The 22,759-nt window shown below is 39.8% G+C and carries 19 protein-coding genes; 17 read left to right on the top strand and 2 right to left on the bottom strand.

The window, feature by feature from the left end:
- The first annotated feature begins 137 nt into the window (after positions 1-137).
- From AWW72_RS17790 to AWW72_RS17765, 6 genes are all read left to right on the top strand, one after another.
- Positions 138-668 (top strand): Csu type fimbrial protein, encoded by a 531-nt coding sequence (locus AWW72_RS17790; protein WP_062848197.1) that lies wholly within the window; start codon positions 138-140, stop codon positions 666-668.
- A gap of 68 nt (positions 669-736) precedes the next feature.
- Positions 737-1,441, top strand: a complete 705-nt coding sequence (locus AWW72_RS17785) for a fimbrial biogenesis chaperone (protein WP_062848196.1) — start codon at positions 737-739, stop codon at positions 1,439-1,441.
- A 9-nt stretch (positions 1,442-1,450) separates the two neighbouring features.
- On the top strand, positions 1,451-3,910 hold the full coding sequence (locus AWW72_RS17780; RefSeq protein ID WP_062848195.1) for a fimbria/pilus outer membrane usher protein: 2,460 nt from the start codon (positions 1,451-1,453) through the stop codon (positions 3,908-3,910).
- The gene (locus AWW72_RS17775) at positions 3,901-4,920 is read left to right on the top strand and encodes a Csu type fimbrial protein (RefSeq protein WP_062848194.1); all 1,020 of its coding nucleotides are present in this window, start codon (positions 3,901-3,903) and stop codon (positions 4,918-4,920) included. Before AWW72_RS17780 ends, AWW72_RS17775 begins: the two co-directional genes overlap by 10 nt.
- Before the next feature lie 282 nt (positions 4,921-5,202).
- On the top strand, positions 5,203-5,793 hold the full coding sequence (locus tag AWW72_RS17770; RefSeq protein WP_062848193.1) for a uracil-DNA glycosylase family protein: 591 nt from the start codon (positions 5,203-5,205) through the stop codon (positions 5,791-5,793).
- Positions 5,794-5,814: 21 nt separating this feature from the next.
- Positions 5,815-6,441, top strand: coding sequence for a class I SAM-dependent methyltransferase (locus AWW72_RS17765; RefSeq protein WP_062848192.1), 627 nt, complete (start codon positions 5,815-5,817; stop codon positions 6,439-6,441).
- A 25-nt stretch (positions 6,442-6,466) separates the two neighbouring features.
- Here AWW72_RS17765 and AWW72_RS17760 read toward each other — a convergent pair whose 3' ends face one another.
- Entirely contained in the window at positions 6,467-7,975 is a 1,509-nt protein-coding gene (locus AWW72_RS17760; RefSeq protein ID WP_081410397.1) for a phospholipase D family protein, read from the bottom strand.
- Between the two features lie 294 nt (positions 7,976-8,269).
- On the opposite strand from AWW72_RS17760, the gene AWW72_RS17755 reads away from it, so the two are divergent.
- From AWW72_RS17755 to AWW72_RS17705, 11 genes are all read left to right on the top strand, one after another.
- The gene (locus tag AWW72_RS17755; RefSeq protein WP_062848191.1) at positions 8,270-8,545 is read left to right on the top strand and encodes a metal/formaldehyde-sensitive transcriptional repressor; all 276 of its coding nucleotides are present in this window, start codon (positions 8,270-8,272) and stop codon (positions 8,543-8,545) included.
- A 20-nt stretch (positions 8,546-8,565) separates the two neighbouring features.
- Entirely contained in the window at positions 8,566-9,675 is a 1,110-nt protein-coding gene (locus tag AWW72_RS17750; protein WP_062848198.1) for an S-(hydroxymethyl)glutathione dehydrogenase/class III alcohol dehydrogenase, read from the top strand.
- A 57-nt stretch (positions 9,676-9,732) separates the two neighbouring features.
- A complete protein-coding gene (locus AWW72_RS17745) occupies positions 9,733-10,089 on the top strand; it encodes a winged helix-turn-helix domain-containing protein (RefSeq protein ID WP_062848190.1) in 357 nt (118 codons plus the stop codon).
- Between the two features lie 249 nt (positions 10,090-10,338).
- Entirely contained in the window at positions 10,339-12,165 is a 1,827-nt protein-coding gene (gene atzF / locus AWW72_RS17740) for an allophanate hydrolase (RefSeq protein WP_062848189.1), read from the top strand.
- A gap of 15 nt (positions 12,166-12,180) precedes the next feature.
- Complete coding sequence (uca, locus tag AWW72_RS17735; protein WP_062848188.1) at positions 12,181-15,786, top strand: urea carboxylase; 3,606 nt, start codon at positions 12,181-12,183, stop codon at positions 15,784-15,786.
- Between the two features lie 6 nt (positions 15,787-15,792).
- On the top strand, positions 15,793-16,485 hold the full coding sequence (locus AWW72_RS17730; RefSeq protein ID WP_062848187.1) for a GntR family transcriptional regulator: 693 nt from the start codon (positions 15,793-15,795) through the stop codon (positions 16,483-16,485).
- A 533-nt stretch (positions 16,486-17,018) separates the two neighbouring features.
- Positions 17,019-17,513, top strand: coding sequence for an immunity protein RhsI2 family protein (locus AWW72_RS17725; protein WP_062848186.1), 495 nt, complete (start codon positions 17,019-17,021; stop codon positions 17,511-17,513).
- 214 nt (positions 17,514-17,727) lie between these two features.
- On the top strand, positions 17,728-18,606 hold the full coding sequence (locus AWW72_RS17720) for an AraC family transcriptional regulator (protein ID WP_062848185.1): 879 nt from the start codon (positions 17,728-17,730) through the stop codon (positions 18,604-18,606).
- A 4-nt stretch (positions 18,607-18,610) separates the two neighbouring features.
- On the top strand, positions 18,611-19,615 hold the full coding sequence (locus AWW72_RS17715; RefSeq protein ID WP_062848184.1) for an NAD(P)H-quinone oxidoreductase: 1,005 nt from the start codon (positions 18,611-18,613) through the stop codon (positions 19,613-19,615).
- 108 nt (positions 19,616-19,723) lie between these two features.
- A complete protein-coding gene (gene hchA, locus AWW72_RS17710; protein WP_062848183.1) occupies positions 19,724-20,599 on the top strand; it encodes a glyoxalase III HchA in 876 nt (291 codons plus the stop codon).
- A 153-nt stretch (positions 20,600-20,752) separates the two neighbouring features.
- Positions 20,753-21,754 carry a 2-dehydropantoate 2-reductase gene (locus tag AWW72_RS17705; protein ID WP_062848182.1) on the top strand — a complete coding sequence of 334 codons (1,002 nt, stop codon included), beginning with the start codon at positions 20,753-20,755 and terminating at the stop codon, positions 21,752-21,754.
- 59 nt (positions 21,755-21,813) lie between these two features.
- Here the strand turns inward: AWW72_RS17705 and AWW72_RS17700 are convergent, their stop codons facing one another.
- Positions 21,814-22,686, bottom strand: a complete 873-nt coding sequence (locus tag AWW72_RS17700; protein WP_062848181.1) for a bile acid:sodium symporter family protein — start codon at positions 22,684-22,686, stop codon at positions 21,814-21,816.
- Positions 22,687-22,759 lie beyond the last annotated feature (73 nt).

Raw genomic sequence — 22,759 nt, 5'->3', positions numbered from 1 at the left:
ATTTATGTAGTATGAAAAAAATAGTGTAAAAATATAAGCTCTAAAAGAGCAGTCAAATTAAAAGTGATTGTAATGTTTAAGGGTTAATTTTTTTACATCTATTAATTCCAACAATTTAATGTAAAAAGGTTTAAGCCATGAAAAAGACTTTTTATTATTTATCGGCAATTGCTATAGGATTATTTTCGCTTAATACAGCAAATGCCGCTACAGCAACTGGTACATTGACTGTGAGAGCGACAGTAACAAATAGCTGTGTTCTAAATACCTCTGCCACAGGTACGACTTCGAATGCGGTCTTAGACTTTGGGACATTAAGTTCACTTGCAAGTAATGTAGACGCAGATACTACAACCACAGGTGGAACTCCAATCAGAGTACTTTGTAACAACACCGTACCTTGGACTTTGTCATTTGATGGTGGTCAGAATGTTTTATCTACTCAACGTCGTATGATTGGTGGTGCAACCACGACAGAATATATTCCTTATAACCTTTTCTCGGACACAGGACGTGCAACAGCAATTGGTATTGCAACAACTGCATACAGTGGAACAGGAACAGGTAACGTTCAAACAGTTAACGTCTATGGCCGTATTCCAGCGGGAACGACTTTACCAAGTGCTGGAAGTTATTTAGATACAGTGACAGTAACTGTAACTTATTGATTTATATATAAGAAATACTATTAGCCCTTTTTAGGGCTAATGCTTTAAAAGATTTAATTGAGCAAGTCATGAAAAAAAACATTTTTATTATTACGAGTTTATTCTTATCTTTTTCGAGTGCTTTGAGTGCAGCTACAATTCGAATTTCACCTGTGAATGTAGAATTATTGAATAACCAGAGTGCTTCTTCGATTAGTTTATTTAACCAGTCCAGTGAAAGTACGGATTTGCAAATTCGTGTGTTTGAATGGACGCAGAAAGATGGACAAGATCAATTGGTTCCTACAGATGAGATCGCGATAAGCCCGCCATTTTTAAAATTAAAGCCTAATGATTCTTATAACTTACGTGTAGTCAGAATTAATCCTACAGCGATTTCTGGTGAAAAAACTTATCGTATTATTATTGATGAGTTACCAAAACCAGTTGATAGCCGTAAAGCAGCTCAAGGAATAAATGTATTACTTCGCTCATCATTACCTGTTTTTGTAGTAGATAAAGATGCGATTACTAAACTGAATTGGAAAATTGATTCCAATCAGAAGGATGCTTCTTTAAATATTAGTAATATTGGAAACCGACATGCGTTGTTGAATAATTTAACGCTTGTTGATACGACAGCAGGAAAAAGTTATCCGATTAGAGTAAATACCGTGAATGGTTATATTCTTGGGCAGCAGAGTCGAAGTTACGCGATTAATAATTTTACATATCAGCCAAATCATAAATACAGTGTATCTCTGACAGTTAATGGTAAGAAAACAACACTTTAAGAGGCTTATATGAAATACATTATAGGTGTCTTATGTGTTGCATATTTTCCTGCATATTCTGTTGCTGAGCAACTTCAAGATCATACCAACACAACGACTCCTCGTGTCCCTGATGCTATAAATAGCAACAATACATATGTGCAAGCGAAGAGGAGTGGAAAGGAACAAGATCTTAACTTTACTCAGCTTTTTTTAAATATTTCTATTAATGCAAATGCTTCTGAAGACTTGATTGCTGTCAAACAATCTAAAGATGGCAAGTTATATATCCGTGCCCGTGACTTAAAAGCTTTAAGGCTGAAAATGAATGGGCAGCACCCTGACACCGATTGGGTATGTATTAACGATCTAAAGGGCATCCAGTTTAAATATCTGGAGAAAGAGCAGGCTCTAAATTTAAATATTCCACCAAGCATGTTAACGGGCTATGCAGTCGACTTAAGTGGCCAGCAGATCACGAGCCCGCATTTATTAAAGATGAAGCCTTTAAACGCAGTTATTCTCAACTATAGCGTGTATAACAGCATAATCAACGATGAAAATACTTTTTCAGGTTCGGCTGAGGGGATTTTTAACAGTGCCCTCGGCAACTTTTCGTCAGGTGTTTTATATAATGGAAGTAATGAGAATAGTTATAACCATGAAAAATGGGTGAGATTGGAAAGTAAGTGGCAATATGTCGATCCCGAAAAAATCAGGTTATATACTTTAGGCGATTTTATTTCCAATAGTCCCGATTGGGGCAGTAGTGTACGTCTTGCTGGTTTCCAATGGTCGAGTGCCTATACCCAACGTGGTGATATTGTCACCTCGGCACTCCCGCAATTTTCTGGCTCGGCTGCCTTACCTTCGACTCTTGATTTATACGTCAACCAGCAAAAGATTTATTCAGGGCTGGTTCCATCAGGGCCATTTGATATCAAACAGCTTCCTTTTATTTCAGGAAATGAAGTCACGCTGGTGACAACTGATGCAACTGGGCAACAGAGTATTACCAAAAAGCCTTATTATTTTTCCTCCAAGATTTTAGCAAAAGGCATTAATGAGTTTTCAGTAGACGTGGGAATTCCACGTTATAACTATGGGCTGTACTCAAACGATTATGATGATGCCACTTTTGCTTCTGGTGCCATTCGATATGGCTTCAGTAACTCACTTACTTTAAGCGGTGGGGCGGAAGCTTCAACAGATGGACTATCGAATTTCGGTACAGGATTTGCCAAGAATGTTTTTGGCGTTGGAGTGATTAATGCAGATATTGCAGCGAGCCAGTATAAAGATGAAAACGGCTATTCTGCCTTGTTGGGTTTAGAAGGGCGTATCAGTAAGAATATTTCATTTAATACCAGTTACCGCAAAGTATTTGATAACTATTTTGACCTAGCCCGTGTCTCTCAAGTCAGATATTTAAAAGATAACAACATCAATGCCGAGACACAAAACTATCTAAGCTATAGCGCATTAGCGGATGAAATTTTCAGGGCAGGAATTAACTATAATTTTTATGCAGGATATGGGGCTTATCTGGGGTATAACCAGATTAAATATAGCGAAAACTCCTACAAATTACTGTCTGCTAACATAAGCGGGAGTATTAACAAGAATTGGGGATTTTATACCTCCGCTTATAAGGATTATGAAAATAATAAAGACTATGGCATTTACTTTGCCCTGCGATATACACCGTCTAGCAAACTTAATGCGATTACAAGTGTGTCAAGTGATAGTGGCAGGTTGAGTTACCGTCAAGAAATATTTGGATTATCAGAACCGAAAATCGGTTCATTTGGATGGGGCGGCTATGTTGAACGAGATCAGGATGCGAAAGAAAATAACGCTTCGCTCTATGCTTCTTACCGAGCCCGTGCAGCCTACCTGACAGGACGCTATAACCGATTTGGAGATAATGATCAGGTGGCATTTTCAGCGACAGGTTCACTGGTTGCAGCAGCGGGACGCATCTTTGCAGCCAACGAAATTGGAGAGGGTTACGCAGTTGTAACCAATGCTGGACCGCGCAGCCAGATATTAAATGGTGGGGTTAATTTAGGTTTTACTGATAATGCTGGAAGATTTCTGATTCCTAGCCTAATGCCTTATCAAGAAAACCATATTTATTTAGATCCATCCTATCTTCCTTTGAATTGGAATGTTAAAGCGACAGAACAAAAAACTGTGGTCGGCTATCGTCAAGGAACCTTAGTTGACTTTGGCGCTCATCAAGTTATTTCCGGTTTGGTGAAACTTATTGATCAAAACAACTCACCTTTATTGCCAGGTTATACGGTTCGAATCAATGGGCAGCAAGAGGGTATGGTAGGTTATGACGGTGAAGTATTTATTCAAAACTTATTACAACAAAACAAACTTGAAGTTGATCTTCTGGATCATGGTTCGTGCCAAGTTGACTTCACTTACAACAGTAATCAGTACTCAACTAAGAAATTGGGACCTTATGTATGTCGATAAATATTTTTGATAAGACTCAAATAGAGAACTACAAGAAATTCTCCATTTTTTTTAAATATTTAATTGGTATTTTCTTATTTTATCTTGTTTACGCATTTTTTAGCCCAGCACATGCTGCTTGTACTGTAAGTGGAACCACCAATAATACTTTTACTTATACCGCTGCAAATATTAATAGTGATGCAACTGTAAACCTTTCAGGAACCATTACTTGCACAACCTTAGGAATTCCTCAAGTTTCTGCTTATATGTGTATGAAAACCGTTTTTACAGGAACAACGAATAGCCATAATAATGTTTCACTCCCTTATACCGTAGCAGGAACAGTAGGGGGAGCAGGTTCTACTACAACAAATCAAACATCTAATGTCTGGTATGGCCCAGTTAGAACTGTCGCTTCCAACAATATTATTAATTACTCAGTGAATGTGAAAGTACCTGCCCGAACAGGATCGCTTATCGCATATCCGCCAGGGACATATACTGCTACGGTTCGGTTATATTGGGATATGGATGCTTTGGGCCTAATTTGTGGTGACTTGATTGGTGGCTGGGATTCAGGCGATACACTACTCACAGCTAACTTTGTGGTCCCAAGTATGTGCCAATTAAACTCAACTTCAAATGTTGATTTTGGCAATATTAACGATATTCGAACTACAAAAAGAGACTACACAACTCAAGGAGCTGTGAATACGACTTGTAATTTTGGAACGCCGTACAGTATTTATTTAGGAGATGGTAATAACCGTATAACTGGTGGATTCAGGCGCATGACGAACGGTAATAATGAATTTATTCCTTATCAGCTCTATAAAGACTCTAACTATAGTACGGTATGGGATGCTACAGGAGGATTAACCAATGTTGGAGGAGCAGGCGGAGTTTCTAAAACTGGTACGGGTAGCGCTCAAAGTACACCCGTTTATGGAAAAATTCCGCAAGGCACAACTATTTCAAGTACTCCAGGAAACTACTCAGATAGCGTGGTTGTTACTGTCACGTATTAAATCATTTCTAAAAGGGCGAGCCCTAAATTCATTCCTAGAAAAACCGCTTTTTAAAGCGGTTTTTCTATATCTTGAAAGCAACTTTTCATTCAATCTACTTCTGTCAGATCGGCAAACTCGAATCTCATTCCAACAAAAGATATTGTTAAAATTTTGCTAAAATTTTGCTAAAATTTTGTTAAGGCGAAATTTTCACCAACAAAAGAACCGAGCAAAAAACTGGAAAATTCTATAAAATAAACAAAATGATTTACTCAATTTAAAATTTGGCTATTGATATAAATGACTGATATAGAAATAGAAACACATCCATTACAACCATTTTTACCTTCTAATGCTAAGCTATTGATGTTGGGAAGTTTTCCACCGCCAAAAAGCCGTTGGAAGATGGATTTTTACTATCCAAATTATCAAAACGACATGTGGAGAATATTTGGCCTTATTTTCTTTAATGATAAAAATCATTTTTTAGATTTAACCAATAAAAACTTTAAAGAACAACTGATCCGTGAGTTCTTAACTCAAATTGGTGTAGGAATCTTTGACACGGCCTATCAAGTGAAACGATTACAAGGTAATGCATCTGATAAATTTTTAGAAATTGTTACGCCTACAGATTTATCCAAATTACTGGAACAAATTCCACTGTGCCATACCATTATGACTACAGGCGATAAAGCGACAGATACGCTGATGCAGCATTTTCCAGATCAGCCAATAAAACCAATGATAGGGCAATCTGTACAGGTTAAACATCTTGATCGGGAGCTGAATTTATATCGTTTACCTTCTTCGTCACGCGCCTATCCTTTAGCATTAGAAAAGAAAGCAGAAGTCTATCAACAATTTTTTCAGCAAATTGGATTAGTGTAATTAAAAAAGAGGAGGGAAGCTATGAGTGATGATGTCCCTAGTCCTATTGATTTAAGGCTTTATACAGATGCGCTTGAATGGCAACAAACAGCAAATGCAAAACGTCCATGGAGACTGGACTTCTTTCAGTATTATGTAGACTTTATAAAAGCTCACATCGGTAATAATTGCCATGTATTAGAACTGGGGTCTGGGCCTGGTTTTTTAGCTCAACATTTGTTATCGCAACTTGATGGTATTAAATATCACGCTTTTGATTTTTCTGAAGTGATGCACACGCTTGCACAAGAGAAATTAAATCCCACTGAAACAGCACGAGCAACCTACATTATCGGAGATTTTAAAGAGCCGAACTGGCAAGATAGCCTGACTCAAAAATTTGACCTCATCATTATTCATCAAGCTTTACATGAGCTTCGACATAAGAAATATGCAACCGATTTTCATAAAATCGTGAAGACCTTATTAAAATCTGAAGGCCATTATCTGGTTTGTGATCATATTTGTGCGCCTGATGCGATGCAAAATGATCAACTTTTTATGAGTAAACAAGAGCATATTGATGCTTTAAAAAAGGCATCTTTTGATGTTATCAAAATGCCTTTGGAAATAGCAGGTTTGTGTTTATTTGAAATGTCACCCAGTTAAGATAATCAATAAACCTGGATAAGGTTTACATCATCCACTCTACAGGGAAATAAGATACCACATTCATGGTAAAGCGTTGGAATTTGGTGCTTTCAGGATCATGATGATGCTGAATAACTTCACCATTGTCCTTATGCTCATACCAGACAATATTGCCATGTTCATCTAATTTAAGTTGATAAGCCACTTGTAATAAATGCTGGTCCAGCATTGCGGTAATCTGGTCTTGTAAATGATCAGATTCCACCACCAAACCCACTTCAGTATTTAGATGAGCAGAGCGTGGGTCAAAGTTAAATGAACCAATAAAAACTTTTCCATCAACATCAAAAAACTTGGCGTGTAAGCTGGAGCGATTTTTACCTTTGACGGGAATGACACTCCCTGTCGCAATTTCATACCAAGTCCGCTTTTTACGCTCGATGTTGGGCTTAAACTCATAAAGCTGCACACCATTTTGTAAAAGTGGCTTACGATACTGGCTATAGAAAGAATGAACTACGGCCACATCATTTGCAACCAGACTATTGGTCAGTACGCGTACTTTGATACCGTCTTTAGAAAGTTGATTGAGATAGGCCGTACCACGTTCAGTCGGAACAAAATAGGCAGATACCAGTTCCATGTGTTGTTCTGGTTTGCCCATAATATTGAGGATTTGGGAATAGAGAAGTTGCTGTTGTTGTGCCTGTCCGCGTGCTTTATCTGGATGATCAGCCACAAAATGCGCTTTGGCCCACTGGATTGGATAATTTTCTAAACGTAATTTTAAATAATCTTGTGCGGCTTCTAATTTATCTTCGGTTGGTGTGTTGACCTGATCCAGCGTTTTATATGAGATTCTTAGGTTCTCAAGTTGCTGAGCAGTGCCTTGTCCTAACAATTGTTCTGTGGAGTAGCTCAGTGGATGATTCCAGAACTCATCAAATACATCTTCCGCTCGCTCTACCGCTTTACCGTAAAATAAAATATCCATGTCGCTGAACTGAAACTGATCACCAGCATCAAAATATTCACTACTGATATTTCTTCCACCTGTAACAGCAATAGAATGATCCGCCAGTGTAAGCTTATTGTGCATGCGATGGTTAATCTGTTTTAAGCGGAAGATATAATCAATAAAACGGAGGTGTCTAAATTTATAAGGATTGAAAATACGGATTTCAAAATTTGGATGCTGGGCAAGGGCTTTTAAAGTCTTATCCAGCTTTATTCCATTTTGGTCATCAATCAGCAGGCGGACTTTTACACCACGATCAGCAGCATTCAGCAGTTCATGAAGCATCAGATTGCCAATGGCATCGTCATTCCAGATATAGTATTGTAAATCAAGCTGATGCTTGGCATTTCTGATTAAATGAATACGTGAGGCAATGCTTAGAAAAGCATCATCCAAAGCTAAAAAAGCCGTTAAACCGTTTTCAATATTAAGATCGGCCTGTGGGTCATTCATCCACTTTGTTTTAGTTTGCAAGGAATTACTCCGATCATGATTTTCATTCGGTGGTAAAGAACAACCACCAATTCCTAATATAATAACAAGTGTCGTTATCTTAAAATGGTATGAATTGTTTATCATTTTATTGGTCAAGCGTGAATCCAAGAGTAATGTATAGGTGTTTGATTTTCTTATATATCTAAATGGTTTTTCTTTCCAATGGTTAAATGTAATTGTAAGCAGAATCAACTGGTTACCACTTTCACTATCTTTTTTCATATATAAATAAGTTTGAATCAATGCAACATTATCATCTGTGGATCAATAGATATTGAGTTAATTTACTATACTGGTGTATAGTATATTTTTAGATTTAATGTGGTCTACATTATGCCTAAACAATTAGAGGATAAAAAAAAGATTCTCACGCGTGTAAGGCGAATTCAAGGTCAAGTCCAGAGTGTTGAACGTGCTTTGGAGAATGACACAGAATGCGCTGATATCTTGCAGCAAATTTGTGCAGTTCGCGGCGCATTAAATGGTTTGATGACTGAACTACTCGAAATTCATTTAAAAGATACTTTAGTTGTCGGTGAATCTTCTGAGTTGCAACGCAGTCAAGAGCTTATTCAAGTCAGTAAAATTTTTAAATCTTATTTAAAGTAAAATTCAGGAGTGTCATTGTGATTAAATCTCGTGCAGCCGTTGCATTTGCCGCAGGTGAACCATTACAAATCGTAGAGCTTGATGTTGAGCCACCAAGAGCAGGTGAGGTTCTCATTAAAATCACGCATACTGGGGTGTGCCATACAGATGCCTTCACTTTATCAGGTGATGATCCTGAAGGTGTATTTCCTGCTGTTTTAGGCCATGAAGGCGCAGGGGTTGTGGTACAAGTAGGTGAAGGTGTGACCAGCGTCGCAGTAGGCGATCACGTGATCCCATTGTATACGGCTGAATGTAAAGAATGCTTATTCTGTAAATCTGGAAAAACCAATCTCTGTGTTGCGGTGCGTGCAACTCAAGGTAAAGGGGTTATGCCAGATGGTACCACTCGTTTTTCTTATAACGGTCAACCAATCTACCACTACATGGGCTGTTCAACCTTTAGTGAATATACGGTAGTCGCTGAAGTGTCTTTGGCAAAAATCAATCCAGAAGCCAACCATGAACAAGTGTGTTTACTCGGTTGTGGCGTGACTACAGGTATTGGCGCCGTTCATAACACTGCTAAAGTGCAGGAAGGCGATAGCGTTGCTGTGTTTGGTTTAGGCGGTATTGGTCTTGCTGTAGTACAAGGTGCACGTCAGGCCAAAGCTGGACGTATTATTGTAGTAGATACCAATCCAGATAAATTTGAACTGGCAAAACAGTTTGGCGCAACAGATTTCCTTAATCCAAAAGAGTATGATCAGCCTATTCAGCAAGTCATTGTGGAAATGACAGGTTGGGGGGTTGATCATTCTTTTGAATGTATCGGCAATACTAATGTTATGCGTTCTGCACTTGAATGTGCACATCGTGGTTGGGGACAGTCGGTGATTATTGGCGTTGCCGGTGCAGGTCAGGAAATCTCAACCCGTCCATTCCAGTTGGTGACAGGCCGTAAATGGATGGGTACTGCTTTTGGTGGTATAAAAGGTCGTTCACAACTTCCTAAAATGGTTGAAGATGCAATGAAAGGCGAGATTCAGCTTGAACCTTTTGTAACGCATACTATGCCACTTGAAGACATTAATGAAGCCTTTGACTTGATGCATGAAGGTAAGTCGATTCGTACTGTGATTCATTTCTAAATTTAAATAATGGGATTTGATGGTGTGAAATACACCATCAAATCTTGGTAACTCGAAATGTCAAAACCCCGTTTAAAAATGCACCTTCGCATCTTGTCTGATGAACAGATTGCCTTTGGCCCTGGCAAAGCTGAATTACTCGAAGCCATCCAGCGAACAGGTTCAATTTCACAAGCGGCTAAATCTATGGACATGAGTTATCGTCGTGCATGGCAACTGGTCGATACCATGAATCAATGCTTTCAATCTCATCTTGTCGAAACTCAAACAGGGGGAACGCATGGTGGTGGTGCAATCGTAACCGAATTGGGGCAAGTCATATTAAAAAAATTTAGAGGCATGGAACAACAGGCGATTCAGTCCGTTGCTGCAGAATTTGAAGATATCACTAAATATTTGAAAGAAAACAAATAACACCATAAAAACAAATAACTTAAATCGAATTTTCTCATTTTTATTCAAATCTTTTATTCCACACTAAAGATCTGCTGATTTATAGCGCACATCAGCTCGAACAAAATTTTTTCAGCACTATAACTGCACCATTCTCATAAGCTTGTATTTTATTAAACACCATAAGTGATTAATTTTTATATTAAAAATATATTGGCACAGTTTCTGCATTTATCTATTCAAACTTGTATACAAGATAGGATTCATAAGATGCATGAACTAAAAACTTTAGGCTGGACAATTTCTGAATGGCAAACGGCGTATTTCAACAATGAAATTCAACTCGATATTTTAAAAGAATTAGTCAAAGCACTTGATCCTAATGATGTGGCTTGGATTTCGATTGTGAGTCCAGATGTACTCGAACAACAGATTCAGTCTTTAACGCAATTAGCGCAAGATGCAGAAGACCTCAAAAAGCAATTTCCTTTATACGGTGTTCCGTTTGCTGTTAAAGACAATATAGATGTTGCAGGTTTTGTTACCACCGCAGCATGTAAAGCATTACATACGATCGCGACACAAGATGCTGAAACTGTCCGTTTGCTTAAACAAGCGGGTGCCATTGTTATTGGTAAAACCAACCTTGATCAGTTTGCAACAGGTTTGGTCGGGACACGTTCACCCTTTGGGGCAGTACCGAATAGCTTTAAACCTGAATATGTCAGTGGTGGTTCAAGTTCAGGTTCTGCCAGTGTAGTAGCAAGGGGTTTGGTTCCATTTTCATTGGGCACCGATACAGCTGGATCGGGTCGTGTACCAGCGGCATTCAATAATATTGTGGGCTTAAAACCAACCAAAGGGCGCTTCTCAAATCGAGGACTATTACCGGCAGTCAAAAGCATTGATTGCATTTCAATTTTTGCATTAACCGTTGCAGATGCAGAGTTGGTTGCCCATCAAGCCGAAGCGTATGATGCTTTAGATAGTTACTCTCGTCCACATCCTAAAAATGTACCTGCTCGATTCTCGAGTAAATTGAAATTTGCGATTCCAAAACAATTAAATTTCTTTGGTGATGAGCAGGCAGAAAAAGCCTTCCAGCAAACCATTCAATTACTTGAAAGTTTAAATGCAGAAATTACAGCGATTGATTTTTCTGCTTTTGAGCAACTTGCAGCACAGTTATATCAAGGCTCTTGGGTTGCCGAGCGCACGGCGGCGGTTGCGGATCTACTAAAAAACAATGCTGACGATTTTGATCCAACGGTTTTGGAAATCGTTCAACAAGGTGAAAAATACTCTGCGGTAGATGCCTACAATGCCGAATATTTAAGAATGGATCTGGCCCGAAAAATTCAAGACAGTCTGGCTGAATTTGATGCATTGATTGTCCCAACTGCACCAACGATTTATACCATTGAGCAGCTTCAACAACATCCAATTGAATACAACGCTCACTTTGGCATTTATACCAACTTTACCAATCTCGCAGATTTAAGTGCACTGGCATTACCCGCAGGCTTTAGAGCAGACAGCTTACCTTTCGGTATTAGCTTAATTGCCCCTGCATGGCACGATGCGGCTCTAATTCACTTTGGTAAGGCTTGGCAGAACTATTTAGCGCTGAAACTGGGAGCCTTAGATAAGGTCTTAGCTTCAAACGCACCGACTTCAGTTTCTCCTCATCATATCCGTGTTGCTGTGGTGGGCGCACATCTGACAGGCATGCCACTCAATTTCCAACTGACCACTCGTGATGCAGTACATGTCGAAACCACCAAAACTTCTCCAGACTACGCACTTTATGCCTTGAATGGCACCGTTCCACCAAAACCAGGACTAGCACGTCAATCCAATGGAAAAAGCATCATCGTCGAACTTTGGGATGTACCAACGGCACGATTTGGTGAGTTTGTCGCAGAAATTCCACCCCCATTAGGGATGGGCAATGTCGAGCTGGAGGATGGTCGTTGGGTCAAAGGTTTTATTTGTGAACCCTATGGTTTAGGCGATGCAGAGAATATTAGCCATTTTGGTGGATGGAGAGCCTATATCCACCATCGTAACAGTCAAGCGGCAAACACAGCGAATTAATTGGGGGAAATCATCATGTTTAAAACTGTACTTATTGCAAACCGTGGTGAAATTGCTGTCCGAGCAATTCGAACATTAAAAAAATTAGGCATTACCAGTGTGGCTGTGTATTCCGATAGCGATCGTTATGCACAACATGTACAAGATGCAGATATTGCAATTTCGTTAGAAGGTCTAAAACCTGCCGATACTTATCTCAGTATTGATAAATTGATTCAAGCAGCCAAAAAAACTGGGGCAGAAGCAATTTTTCCCGGTTATGGTTTTCTGTCTGAAAGTGCCGATTTTTCCCGTGCTTGTGAAGAAAACAATATTGCATTTATGGGCCCAACCGCAGAGCAGATTCTGGAGTTTGGTTTAAAGCATCGCGCACGTGAATTGGCAGCAGCGGCGAATGTTCCAATGACACCGGGTACAGGATTGCTCGATAGCTTGGAAGAAGCATTGACGGCTGCTGAACGGATTGGCTATCCAATCATGTTAAAAAGTACTGCGGGTGGCGGCGGAATTGGCTTAACCCGTTGTGACACCCCACAAGCATTAACCGAAGCTTATGAAAGCGTAAAACGTTTAGGTGAACAGTTTTTTAAAGATGCGGGAGTCTTTATCGAATGTTTTATTGATAAAGCACGTCATGTCGAAGTACAAATTTTTGGTGATGGCAAAGGCCAAGTAGTGTCATTTGGTGAGCGCGATTGTTCATTGCAACGTCGTAACCAGAAAGTGGTAGAAGAAACGCCAGCGGCCAATTTACCTGAAGCTACCCGTCAAAAGTTGCATCAAGCAGCGGTTGAACTGGGTCGTTCTGTCAATTATCGCAGCGCAGGCACGGTTGAGTTTATTTACGATGCTCAACGGGATGAATTTTACTTCCTTGAAGTAAATACCCGTTTACAGGTAGAGCATCCTGTTACTGAAATGGTCACTGGACTCGACTTGATTGAATGCATGCTCAAAGTCGCGGCAGGTGATGCCTTGGACTGGAATTATCTCAGCAATATTCAACCTAAAGGTGCAGCAATTGAAGTCCGTGTCTATGCCGAAGATCCTGTGAAAAATTTCCAGCCAAGCCCGGGTGTACTCACAGAAGTGTCTTTTCCAGAAGGTATTCGTGTCGATACTTGGGTCAAAACAGGGACTGAAATTTCTCAATATTTCGATCCGATGATTGCCAAAATTATTGTCCATGCCGAAGATCGAGCTACAGCAATTGAAAAATTAAAAGTAGTTTTGGCTGAAACCCGTTTAAATGGAATCAGTACCAATCTGGATTATGCACGCGCAATCGTTTCAGACCAGCGTTTCGAATCTATGCAAATCTGGACGCGTATGCTGGATGATTTTAACTATTCACCAAAAGTCATTGAAGTGATTCAAGCTGGCACACTTAGTTCAATTCAGGACTATCCGGGGCGTACAGGCTATTGGGATATTGGTGTACCGCCATCTGGCCCAATGGATGATTATGCGTTCCAACTTGCCAACCGTATTGTCGGCAATGATGTTAAAGCGGCAGGTTTTGAGTTTACCTTGGTGGGGCCAACATTAAAGTTTCATGCAGATACCACGATTGCACTGACTGGTGCAAGTTGTACTGCTGTGTTAGATAATCAAGAGATTAGCTTTTGGCAACCAGTTCAAGTTAAAGCAGGTCAAACCTTAAAAATAGGGCAAGTGGCTTCAGGCTGCCGTACTTATTTGGCTGTGCGTGATGGACTGGATGTCCCTTTATATTTGGGTAGTCGTTCAACCTTTGCACTAGGTAATTTTGGTGGTCATGCAGGACGTACTTTGCGTGTTGGCGATATGATCAAAATGGTTGATTCAAGCTTGGCAAATGCTGAATTGCCATTGGCAACCGACACGCCACAAGCCTTATCGACAGATTTAATCCCTGAATATAGCAATGAATGGGAAATCGCGGTGCTGTATGGTCCACATGGTGCACCTGATTTCTTTAAACCTGAATATGTAGAAGAATTTTTTGCTTCTGAATGGACCGTTCACTTTAACTCAAACCGCTTAGGCGTAAGACTTTCAGGGCCTACACCAAGCTGGGCGCGTGAAAATGGCGGTGAAGCTGGTTTGCATCCGTCCAATGTGCATGACTGTGAATATGCGATTGGCGCGATCAACTTTACGGGTGATTTCCCTGTGATTTTGGCAAAAGATGGCCCAAGTCTTGGTGGCTTCGTTTGCCCCGTGACCATTGCCAAAGCAGAGCTCTGGAAAGTAGGCCAACTCAAAGCCGATGACAAAATCCATTTTTATCCAATTACAGTCGAACAGGCCAATGAGTTAGAACGCAAACAAATTGAAAATATCCAAAACTTTGCCGCCGCTGCCAAAGTGGTAGAAACGATTGAGCCAACTCAAGATGTATTAACCACCATTCTGGCACAACGTGAACAAACTGAATTATCGCCAAAAACCCTGTATCGCCAAGCAGGTGATAGCTATATCTTATTAGAGTACGGTGAAAACGTTTTAGACTTGGCACTACGTTTACGTGTGCATCAACTGATTAAAATGATTCACAGTGCCAATATTGTGGGTGTTTTGGAGCTATCCCCAGGGGTACGTTCACTACAAATTAAATACGATGGTCTGGTGATTTCTCAAGCTGAGCTGATTACGAAATTGCTTAAACTTGAAGATGAAATGGGCGATTTAAGCCAACTTAAAATTCCATCGCGTATCGTGCATTTACCAATGGCGTTTGAAGACAGTGCGACTTTAGGTGCTGTGGAGCGCTATCAGGAAAGTGTGTGTGCTAAAGCGCCATGGTTACCAAATAACGTCGATTTCATCCAACGAATTAATGGGCTTGCACATCGAGATAAAGTGAAAGACATTATTTTCGATGCCAATTATTTGGTACTGGGTTTGGGTGATGTTTATCTGACAGCACCGTGTGCTGTGCCGATTGATCCACGCCATCGTTTGCTCAGCTCTAAGTACAATCCAGCACGTACCTTTACTGCGGAAGGCACGGTAGGGATTGGTGGTATGTACATGTGTATTTATGGCATGGACTCACCAGGTGGTTATCAGTTGATTGGGCGGACGCTGCCGATCTGGAACAAGTTTAAAAAGAACAAGCAATTTGGTGATAAACAATGGTTCTTGCAATTCTTTGACCAGATTAAATATTTCCCTGTGACAGAAGCTGAACTCAATGAATGGCGTGCAGATTTTGAAAATGGCCGCGCTCAGATCCAAATTGAAGAAACCGAGTTTGACTATGCAGAATATGTACAGTTCTTGGAGAATGAAGCGGAAAGTATCGCCGCGTTTAAAGAGAAACAGCAACAGGCCTTTAGCACTGAAGTGAGTCGCTGGAAAGAAGAGTTTGCTGCACAACCTGAACAGCATGTGGAACAAGCGAATCAGGTCGATTACAGCCATCTTTCTTCTTTAAATGCATCAATGACAGGCAATATCTGGAAAATTTTTGTTGAACATGGGCAAGAGATCAAAAAAGGAGAAACTATTGCTATTATTGAAGCAATGAAAATGGAGCTACCTGTTTATGCAGAGGAAGATGGTATCGTCAAAGCCATTATTTGCAGAGCGGGGCAAACTGTACACAGTGGTGAGCCATTGGTATATATGGAATAGGGTTGAATGAAAGAACCAAAAATAACAACAAAAAGCTCAGACAATCTATCTGAGCTGGTTTACCAACGCATCAAGAATGACATCTTCGATTTCAAATTGATGCCTGGTGAACGCTTCACTGAGTCTGAAGTTGCTAAAGCTTATGCGGTAAGTCGTACCCCCATCCGACATGCCTTATATCGTTTGCAACAAGAGGGCTATGTTGATGTGAGCTTTCGGAGCGGTTGGCAGATTCGACCGCTCAATTTTCGATATTATGAAGAACTTTACGATGTGCGTATTGTGTTGGAAAAAGATAGCATTCGTAAACTTTGTCAGATTGATCATCACAACTCAGTTGAGTTGTCACTTTTAAAAGCGCTTTGGCTGGTTGAGCCTGATGCGTATTTAAAGGATATTAAACAGCTTTCGCAACAAGATGAAGATTTTCATTGTGCCTTGATCCGTGCTTCGGGCAATAATGAAATGGCAAGAATTCATCGTGATTTAAGTGAGCGGATTCGGATTATCCGCCGTTTGGACTTTTCTAAAGATTATCGGGTGGAAGCGACTTATCAGGAACATCAAAAAATCTTAGGTTTTATTTTTGAGAGACAAACAGAGCAAGCGATCAGTGCGATTGAAGCGCATATCATGCAAAGTCGTGATGAAGTGAAAAAGATTACCTTACAGATGTTGGATTCGAGTCAGTTTTATTAGGTTTTAAATAATAACCTTCCATAAGAGTCGGTAGATTTTTATAAATTTATTTTTGAATACTTTGGTAGGGATTGTTGTCGGCTATTTGATGAATGAAACATTTAACAGGCCAGCTGCTGCACCATTTTTTAATATTTTAACTCAGCAATATCTAAGAAACCAAAAACTATGAAATGGTTTATCGAACAATATCGGTACCTGAAGCACAATTCTTACAAACAAATCATAAATTGAAAGTCTCACATGAAACTTTTATTTCACCCTAACAAGCTTATATACAATGGGAGTAACAGACCAAAGTTCAACTAAATATTTACCTGGTCTACGATCTTCATCAACAGTAGTAGATTGGACAAAAACAAATGCTTTGTTTAAGTTAGAAGGTGTGGGAAATCCATATTTTTATAATAAACAGGGGTAATCAATATAGGCTTAGGTAGTCAAAATGGTGTAGCTATGACATATATTAATAGTAGTTGGATTATTGGTTCGAGACCTGTCCCAAGACAGCCAGAAATAAGGTTGAAATCACAATGATTAAAGAGTCTAAGTTAGTTGAGAGTGGTTATAAGTTAGTTTATAACCTTAAAGAGTATTTATTGGTGAATCAAGATTGGATTGATGGCGCACAAGAGACTACTCTTGATGAAAGTAGTACAGCAGGATTGAAAGGTAATTATGGATTATTTGGCTCTGATGAATGGTGGGGAAATATCGAGAATGGAAATATTGAAACATATATTGTTAGTGGCACTATAATAGGATTAAATGAAGAAAACCCCTTCATGGAAGCTAATAAAGTGACCACAATAAAATTAGATAATGAGGAACGAGAAATAGTTGGTGGAGTTGATTTTACAAATAAAGAAACAGAAATTAAGTATAGAGACCTATATAAGATTGGAAATAAAATAGTTGAGTTTTATATACTGGATAAGCTCAAAGAGGATGATACATGGAACGATATAGTTGAAGGAAGGTTAGGTATATTGCCTTTGGTTAATAAAATATATATTAAAGAATGTTAAAATTCTTTGATTCGAACCAATTACTCATTCGTGAATAATTGTTTTTTCCTAAAGTAAGTAGAAATGTTCAGTTAAGTTAGGAGATACATTCGATCATACATCCACTGAGAGTCACAAAACTCTCTTTTCCATGCCTAATTCTGCATAAAACTAACAGCTTTTATCTCTTTGCTATTTAATAATAAAAATTATATTTCAAATCATCAGATGACACATGATGAATGACCAAAAACTCATCAACTTATTTCTAAAACTGGTTCAGAAAGAGGGTTTCTTTGCCACAGCCATTGACGGCATTGTGCTCATGCGAGTTGACCATAATACGCCACCGATTGCTGTATTACAGGAACCAACCCTTGTGTTTGTATTACAAGGCCAAAAGCGCGGCTATATCGGCACAGAAACCTATTCTTTTCAACAAGGTGAATGCCTGATCGTCTCGGTTTCAATGCCATTTGATTGTGACACCATTGCCAGTGCGGAAGCACCGATGATTGCGATTAGCATGAAACTGGAAGCAGACACTGTGAATGAGCTGCTTGCAAAAACCTATTTCGAGAGCTACCAGTTTAAGCCACTCACCACAGGAATGAGTGTGATTCAATATGATCAGACCATTTCGAGTGTGCTGAATCGTTTATTACAGACATTGACCTCAGAACAAGATGTGCTGGTTTTGGGCGATCAGATTAAACGAGAATTGCTTTATCGCGTGATTCAACATGCTGGTGCGGATGCCTTAAAAGGTTTGGTTGCACAAGGCAATCTCAGACCTATTTATAAAATCTGCGAGTATATCCAGCACCATTTTACAGAAAAGCTCACTGTAGAAATGCTGGCAGAGCAAGCCAATATGAGTACCTCTGCATTTCATAAAGCCTTTAAACAGGTGACACAACATTCACCGTTGCAATATTTGAAAATCGTTCGGTTGCATAAGGCAAAACAATTGTTGCAAAACGCAGACCAAAGTGTGGCTCAAGCGGCTTATGCTGTTGGATATCAGAGCTCTTCTCAATTTAGCCGAGAATTTAAAAAGCAGTTTGGTTTTCCACCCAAACATGCTGAATCGAATACTGAAACGGAGTCATGATCAGATGAATCAAAAGAGCGTAGAACAAATGAAATATATTGAAATTACTCAAGCAGGCGGCCCTGAAGTTTTACAAGTTGCTGAGGGAGCACGCCCAGAAATTACTGCTGATGAAGTTCTTATTGAGGTCTACGCAACAGGAATTAATCGACCTGATATTTTACAGCGTCAAGGATTATATCCAATGCCAAAAGGCGTCACGCCTATTCCTGGTCTAGAAGTATCTGGTGTGGTTGCACAAGTAGGCGCGCAAGTGACACAGTTTAAAGTGGGCGATAAAGTCTGTGCACTGACCAACGGTGGTGGGTATGCTGAATATTGTGCTGTACCCGCAAATCAAACTCTGAAAGTTCCAAAAAATTTAAGTTTTGTTGAAGCGGCTGCTATCCCTGAAACTTATTTTACTGTTTGGGCGAATCTGTTCCAGATTGGTCATTTGAAGAAGGATGAAACTGTGCTGATTCATGGTGGGGCCAGCGGTATTGGTTCAACCGCAATTAGCTTGTGTCATGCTATGGGAATTAAAAATTTTTCTACGGTTGGCCACGATGACAAAGTTGGAAAGTTATCTCCAATGTCACAGGTCATTAACTACAAAACGCAGGATTTTGAGAAAGAAGTTTTGGCACTGACCGATGGTCAAGGCGTGGATGTAATTCTGGATATCATTGGAGCCGCCTATTTCAACCAAAACCTGAGATTATTAAAGCGTGATGGACGTTTGGTGATTATTGGTTTTATGGGCGGTCGTAAAGTTGATGGCTTTGATATACAGGAGTTGATGCTAAAACGTGCCGTTGTCACAGGCTCAACCATGCGTGCAAGAACCAACGCGGAAAAAGCCAAGATTGCTCAAGAGCTTGAACAATTTGTCTGGCCTTTGATTGAAGCCGATCAATGTAAGCCAATGATCTATAAAACTTTCGCCTTTGCAGATGTCGCTCAGGCGCACCAATGTTTAGAGAGCAGCCAGCATATTGGCAAAGTCGTACTCGAAATTAAGTCTTAATTTGCCTAATTATATTCATTCCATGCCTGTTCGTACTCAAAACTTGAGTATGGCAGGTTGCTCAAGCAGTATGGATATAAATAAAACGATGCAATGAGGAAACTTGAAATGACAACAAATCTTGATGATCGTAATCCAACACCTGATCTTGCAGAAGATAATGCATTCTTCCCATCACCCTATTCATTGAGTCAGTATACTTCCGCTAAAACTGACTATGATGGTACAACCTATCCACAACCCTATCAGGGCGATAAAAAGATTCTAATGATCGCGACAGACGAACGTTATATCTTGATGCAGAATGAAAAATTCTTCTCTACAGGAAATCATCCCGTTGAAATGTTATTGCCAATGTTTCATCTGGATAGTGCAGGCTTTGCCTTTGACGTTGCAACGCTTTCAGGAAATCCAGTCAAGCTGGAAATGTGGGCGATGCCAAACGAAGAACAAGTGGTATTAGACACTTATAAAAAATATGAGAAACAGCTCAAGTCACCTTTAAAACTTGCTGATGTGCTCGAGAAAGCCTTAAGCGCTGATTCACCTTATGCTGGTATTTTCATCCCGGGTGGACATGGTGTACTGGCTAAAATTCCACACAGCAACGAAGTCAAAACATTATTAAAGTGGGCCGTTGCAAATGATAAGTATGTGATTACCTTGTGTCATGGGCCGGCATCATTACTTGCTGCCGCTGTAGATGAAAATCCACAAGACTATATTTTCAAAGACTATCAGGTTTGTGTTTTCCCTGATTCCCTAGATAAAGGTGCGAATATTGAGATTGGTTATATGCCAGGGCAACTGCCGTGGTTGGTCGGTGAAAATCTGGAAAAACTTGGCGTTAAAATCTTGAATAAAGGAATTACAGGTCAGGTACATCAAGATCGAAAATTACTGACAGGTGATAGTCCGCTGGCTTCAAATAGTTTAGGAAAATTGGCAGCAACGACATTATTGGCCGATCCAGACCTACGATAATTGCTTGAGATAAAAATGAAAGCCTGACATCGATTGTTGGGCTTTTTTATTTTTTGACCTGTTCTAGCTGATCAATTGTCAACTCAATGACAATCTCTTTTCAGGCTTCGGGTTACAGTAACCCATACGGATATAAACTGAACAGGAGGTTGAATGAAAATATGTATTTATGGTGCAGGCAATATTGGTTGTTATCTGGGAGGGCGGTTAGCAGCCATAGGATGCGATGTTCAATTTATTGTACGCCCTAGAATTCACCAGCAATTACAACAATACGGTCTGACAGTTTCGGATTATCGTGGGTATCAACACACGATTGCAGCAAATCAGCTTCAATTGAGCGATGATCCACAAGTTGCAGCGCAAGCAGATATTATTTTTGTTTGTGTTAAATCAGCAGCCACTGAATACGTTGCTCATGAGTTAAAAACTGTTTTAAGAAACAAAAAATTGATTATCAGTTTTCAAAATGGTTTAAGAAATGCGGAGATTTTAAAACAGATTCTGCCCAACCAAACCATTCTTGCAGGCATGGTTCCTTTTAATGTCGCGGCTTTGGGAAATGGTGGGTTTCATCAAGGTACAGAAGGTGGGTTATATATCAAGCAAAATGATGCGCTGCATGAGCTAATGAACGCATTTAAAACCGCAGGGCTGGAACTGAAACTGGAGCCTGATATGCAGGCAGTACAGTGGGCGAAGTTAATTCTGAATTTAAATAACGCAGTGAATGCCTTATCACAGCTTCCGTTAAAGCAACAGCTTTCGATTCGGGCATACCGTCAATGTTTGGCAATGGTACAAATGGAAGCGTTGGGATTGCTGAAAATTGCGCATATTCAACCTGCTCAGCTCACGGCTTTGCCAGCACAAATTGTTCCTGTGGTATTGAGATTGCCAGATTTCATTTTTAATGTGGTGAGTAAGAAAATGTTAGCAATTGATCCACTGGCTCGTTCATCTATGGCAGATGATCTGATGGCAGGACGAACAACTGAAATTGACTGGATTAATGGAGAGGTTGTTCGTTTAGCAGAACAGCTCAATTTAGAAGCACCTATCAATGCAAAATTGATTCAGCTTGTTAAACAGGCGGAAACTTCTCCTCAGGCTTGGTCAGCACAAGCGCTTAAACAACAGCTAGAAGTCGTATAATTATAAAAATAGCGTATCACTGAAAATCAGTCATACGCTATTGACGATAAAACAAATATTTAAGATTTCTCAGTCACCGGCGGTCCAAAGCGGGTAATCAAAATGCCAAAGATTGTAGCGAAGATATACATAAAAATAGAATAAACTGCGGCTGGCATTGCGATCGTTGTACTGGCCATAATTGTAAGCGCAATCGTCATGGCAAGGGTGCTGTTATGAATCCCGATTTCAAATGCACAGGCACGGGCTTGATATGAACTGATCCCAAAGAAACGCGGTACAAAATAACCAACTGCCAAACTGATTGCACAGAATAAAGCGGTAGCAAAGCCAATCTGTCCCAGATACTCAACCAGATTATGCCGCTCATTAAAAATTGCCCCAGCAATAATGATGAGTAAGAAAACAATTGCAAAAATACGTACAGGACGATTTAACTTTTCTGCTAAATGGGGGACAAAATGACGAACCAGCATACCGATTGCCACAGGCACCAAGATAATTAGAAATACTTGTAGAATTTTAGAAAATTGTAGCCCTACATGTTGTCCTTCATTCATAAAATGCAGAATGGCGAAATTGACAATAAACGGTAAGAACAGGGCAGCAACCAAGGCATTGAGTGCGGTCAAACTAATATTTAAGGCGATATCACCTTTATACAAATAACTGAACAAGTTTGCAGTCGAGCCACCCGGTGAAGCTGCTAAAAGCATGAGGCCCACAGCAAGTAACGGCGGTAGCGCAAGGATTTTACAAATCAAGAATGCAATCCCGACCAATAAAACTAATTGGCAAAACAGGGCAATGATAACGGCTTTTGGGTGTTTGGTGACACGGGCGAAATCTTTTAAGGTGAGTTCCAAGCCCATACCCGCCATGACAATGGCAAGTGCGATTGGCAAGAAAAGGGTGATCAATCCTGAATCCATAACTATTCGTTCCTTTGAGTTGAAATTATATTAAAAAAATTTATATATTATTTCCTATGAAGATATCAACTTT

This window comes from Acinetobacter sp. NRRL B-65365 (assembly GCF_001605865.1).
GTDB lineage: Bacteria > Pseudomonadota > Gammaproteobacteria > Pseudomonadales > Moraxellaceae > Acinetobacter > Acinetobacter vivianii.
Note: the sequence above shows the minus strand (reverse complement) of the source record. Positions and strands in the feature narration are given on the sequence as shown.

Bases quoted from the DNA above. Each gene is read 5' to 3' on its own strand.
- AWW72_RS17790 (WP_062848197.1), top strand. From the start codon at position 138: ATGAAAAAGACTTTTTATTATTTATCGGCAATTGCTATAGGATTATTT.
- AWW72_RS17785 (WP_062848196.1), top strand. From the start codon at position 737: ATGAAAAAAAACATTTTTATTATTACGAGTTTATTCTTATCTTTTTCG.
- AWW72_RS17780 (WP_062848195.1), top strand. From the start codon at position 1,451: ATGAAATACATTATAGGTGTCTTATGTGTTGCATATTTTCCTGCATAT.
- AWW72_RS17775 (WP_062848194.1), top strand. From the start codon at position 3,901: ATGTCGATAAATATTTTTGATAAGACTCAAATAGAGAACTACAAGAAA.
- AWW72_RS17770 (WP_062848193.1), top strand. From the start codon at position 5,203: ATGACTGATATAGAAATAGAAACACATCCATTACAACCATTTTTACCT.
- AWW72_RS17765 (WP_062848192.1), top strand. From the start codon at position 5,815: ATGAGTGATGATGTCCCTAGTCCTATTGATTTAAGGCTTTATACAGAT.
- AWW72_RS17755 (WP_062848191.1), top strand. From the start codon at position 8,270: ATGCCTAAACAATTAGAGGATAAAAAAAAGATTCTCACGCGTGTAAGG.
- AWW72_RS17745 (WP_062848190.1), top strand. From the start codon at position 9,733: ATGTCAAAACCCCGTTTAAAAATGCACCTTCGCATCTTGTCTGATGAA.
- atzF (WP_062848189.1), top strand. From the start codon at position 10,339: ATGCATGAACTAAAAACTTTAGGCTGGACAATTTCTGAATGGCAAACG.
- uca (WP_062848188.1), top strand. From the start codon at position 12,181: ATGTTTAAAACTGTACTTATTGCAAACCGTGGTGAAATTGCTGTCCGA.
- AWW72_RS17730 (WP_062848187.1), top strand. From the start codon at position 15,793: ATGAAAGAACCAAAAATAACAACAAAAAGCTCAGACAATCTATCTGAG.
- AWW72_RS17725 (WP_062848186.1), top strand. From the start codon at position 17,019: ATGATTAAAGAGTCTAAGTTAGTTGAGAGTGGTTATAAGTTAGTTTAT.
- AWW72_RS17720 (WP_062848185.1), top strand. From the start codon at position 17,728: ATGATGAATGACCAAAAACTCATCAACTTATTTCTAAAACTGGTTCAG.
- AWW72_RS17715 (WP_062848184.1), top strand. From the start codon at position 18,611: ATGAATCAAAAGAGCGTAGAACAAATGAAATATATTGAAATTACTCAA.
- hchA (WP_062848183.1), top strand. From the start codon at position 19,724: ATGACAACAAATCTTGATGATCGTAATCCAACACCTGATCTTGCAGAA.
- AWW72_RS17705 (WP_062848182.1), top strand. From the start codon at position 20,753: ATGAAAATATGTATTTATGGTGCAGGCAATATTGGTTGTTATCTGGGA.
- AWW72_RS17700 (WP_062848181.1), bottom strand. From the start codon at position 22,686: ATGGATTCAGGATTGATCACCCTTTTCTTGCCAATCGCACTTGCCATT.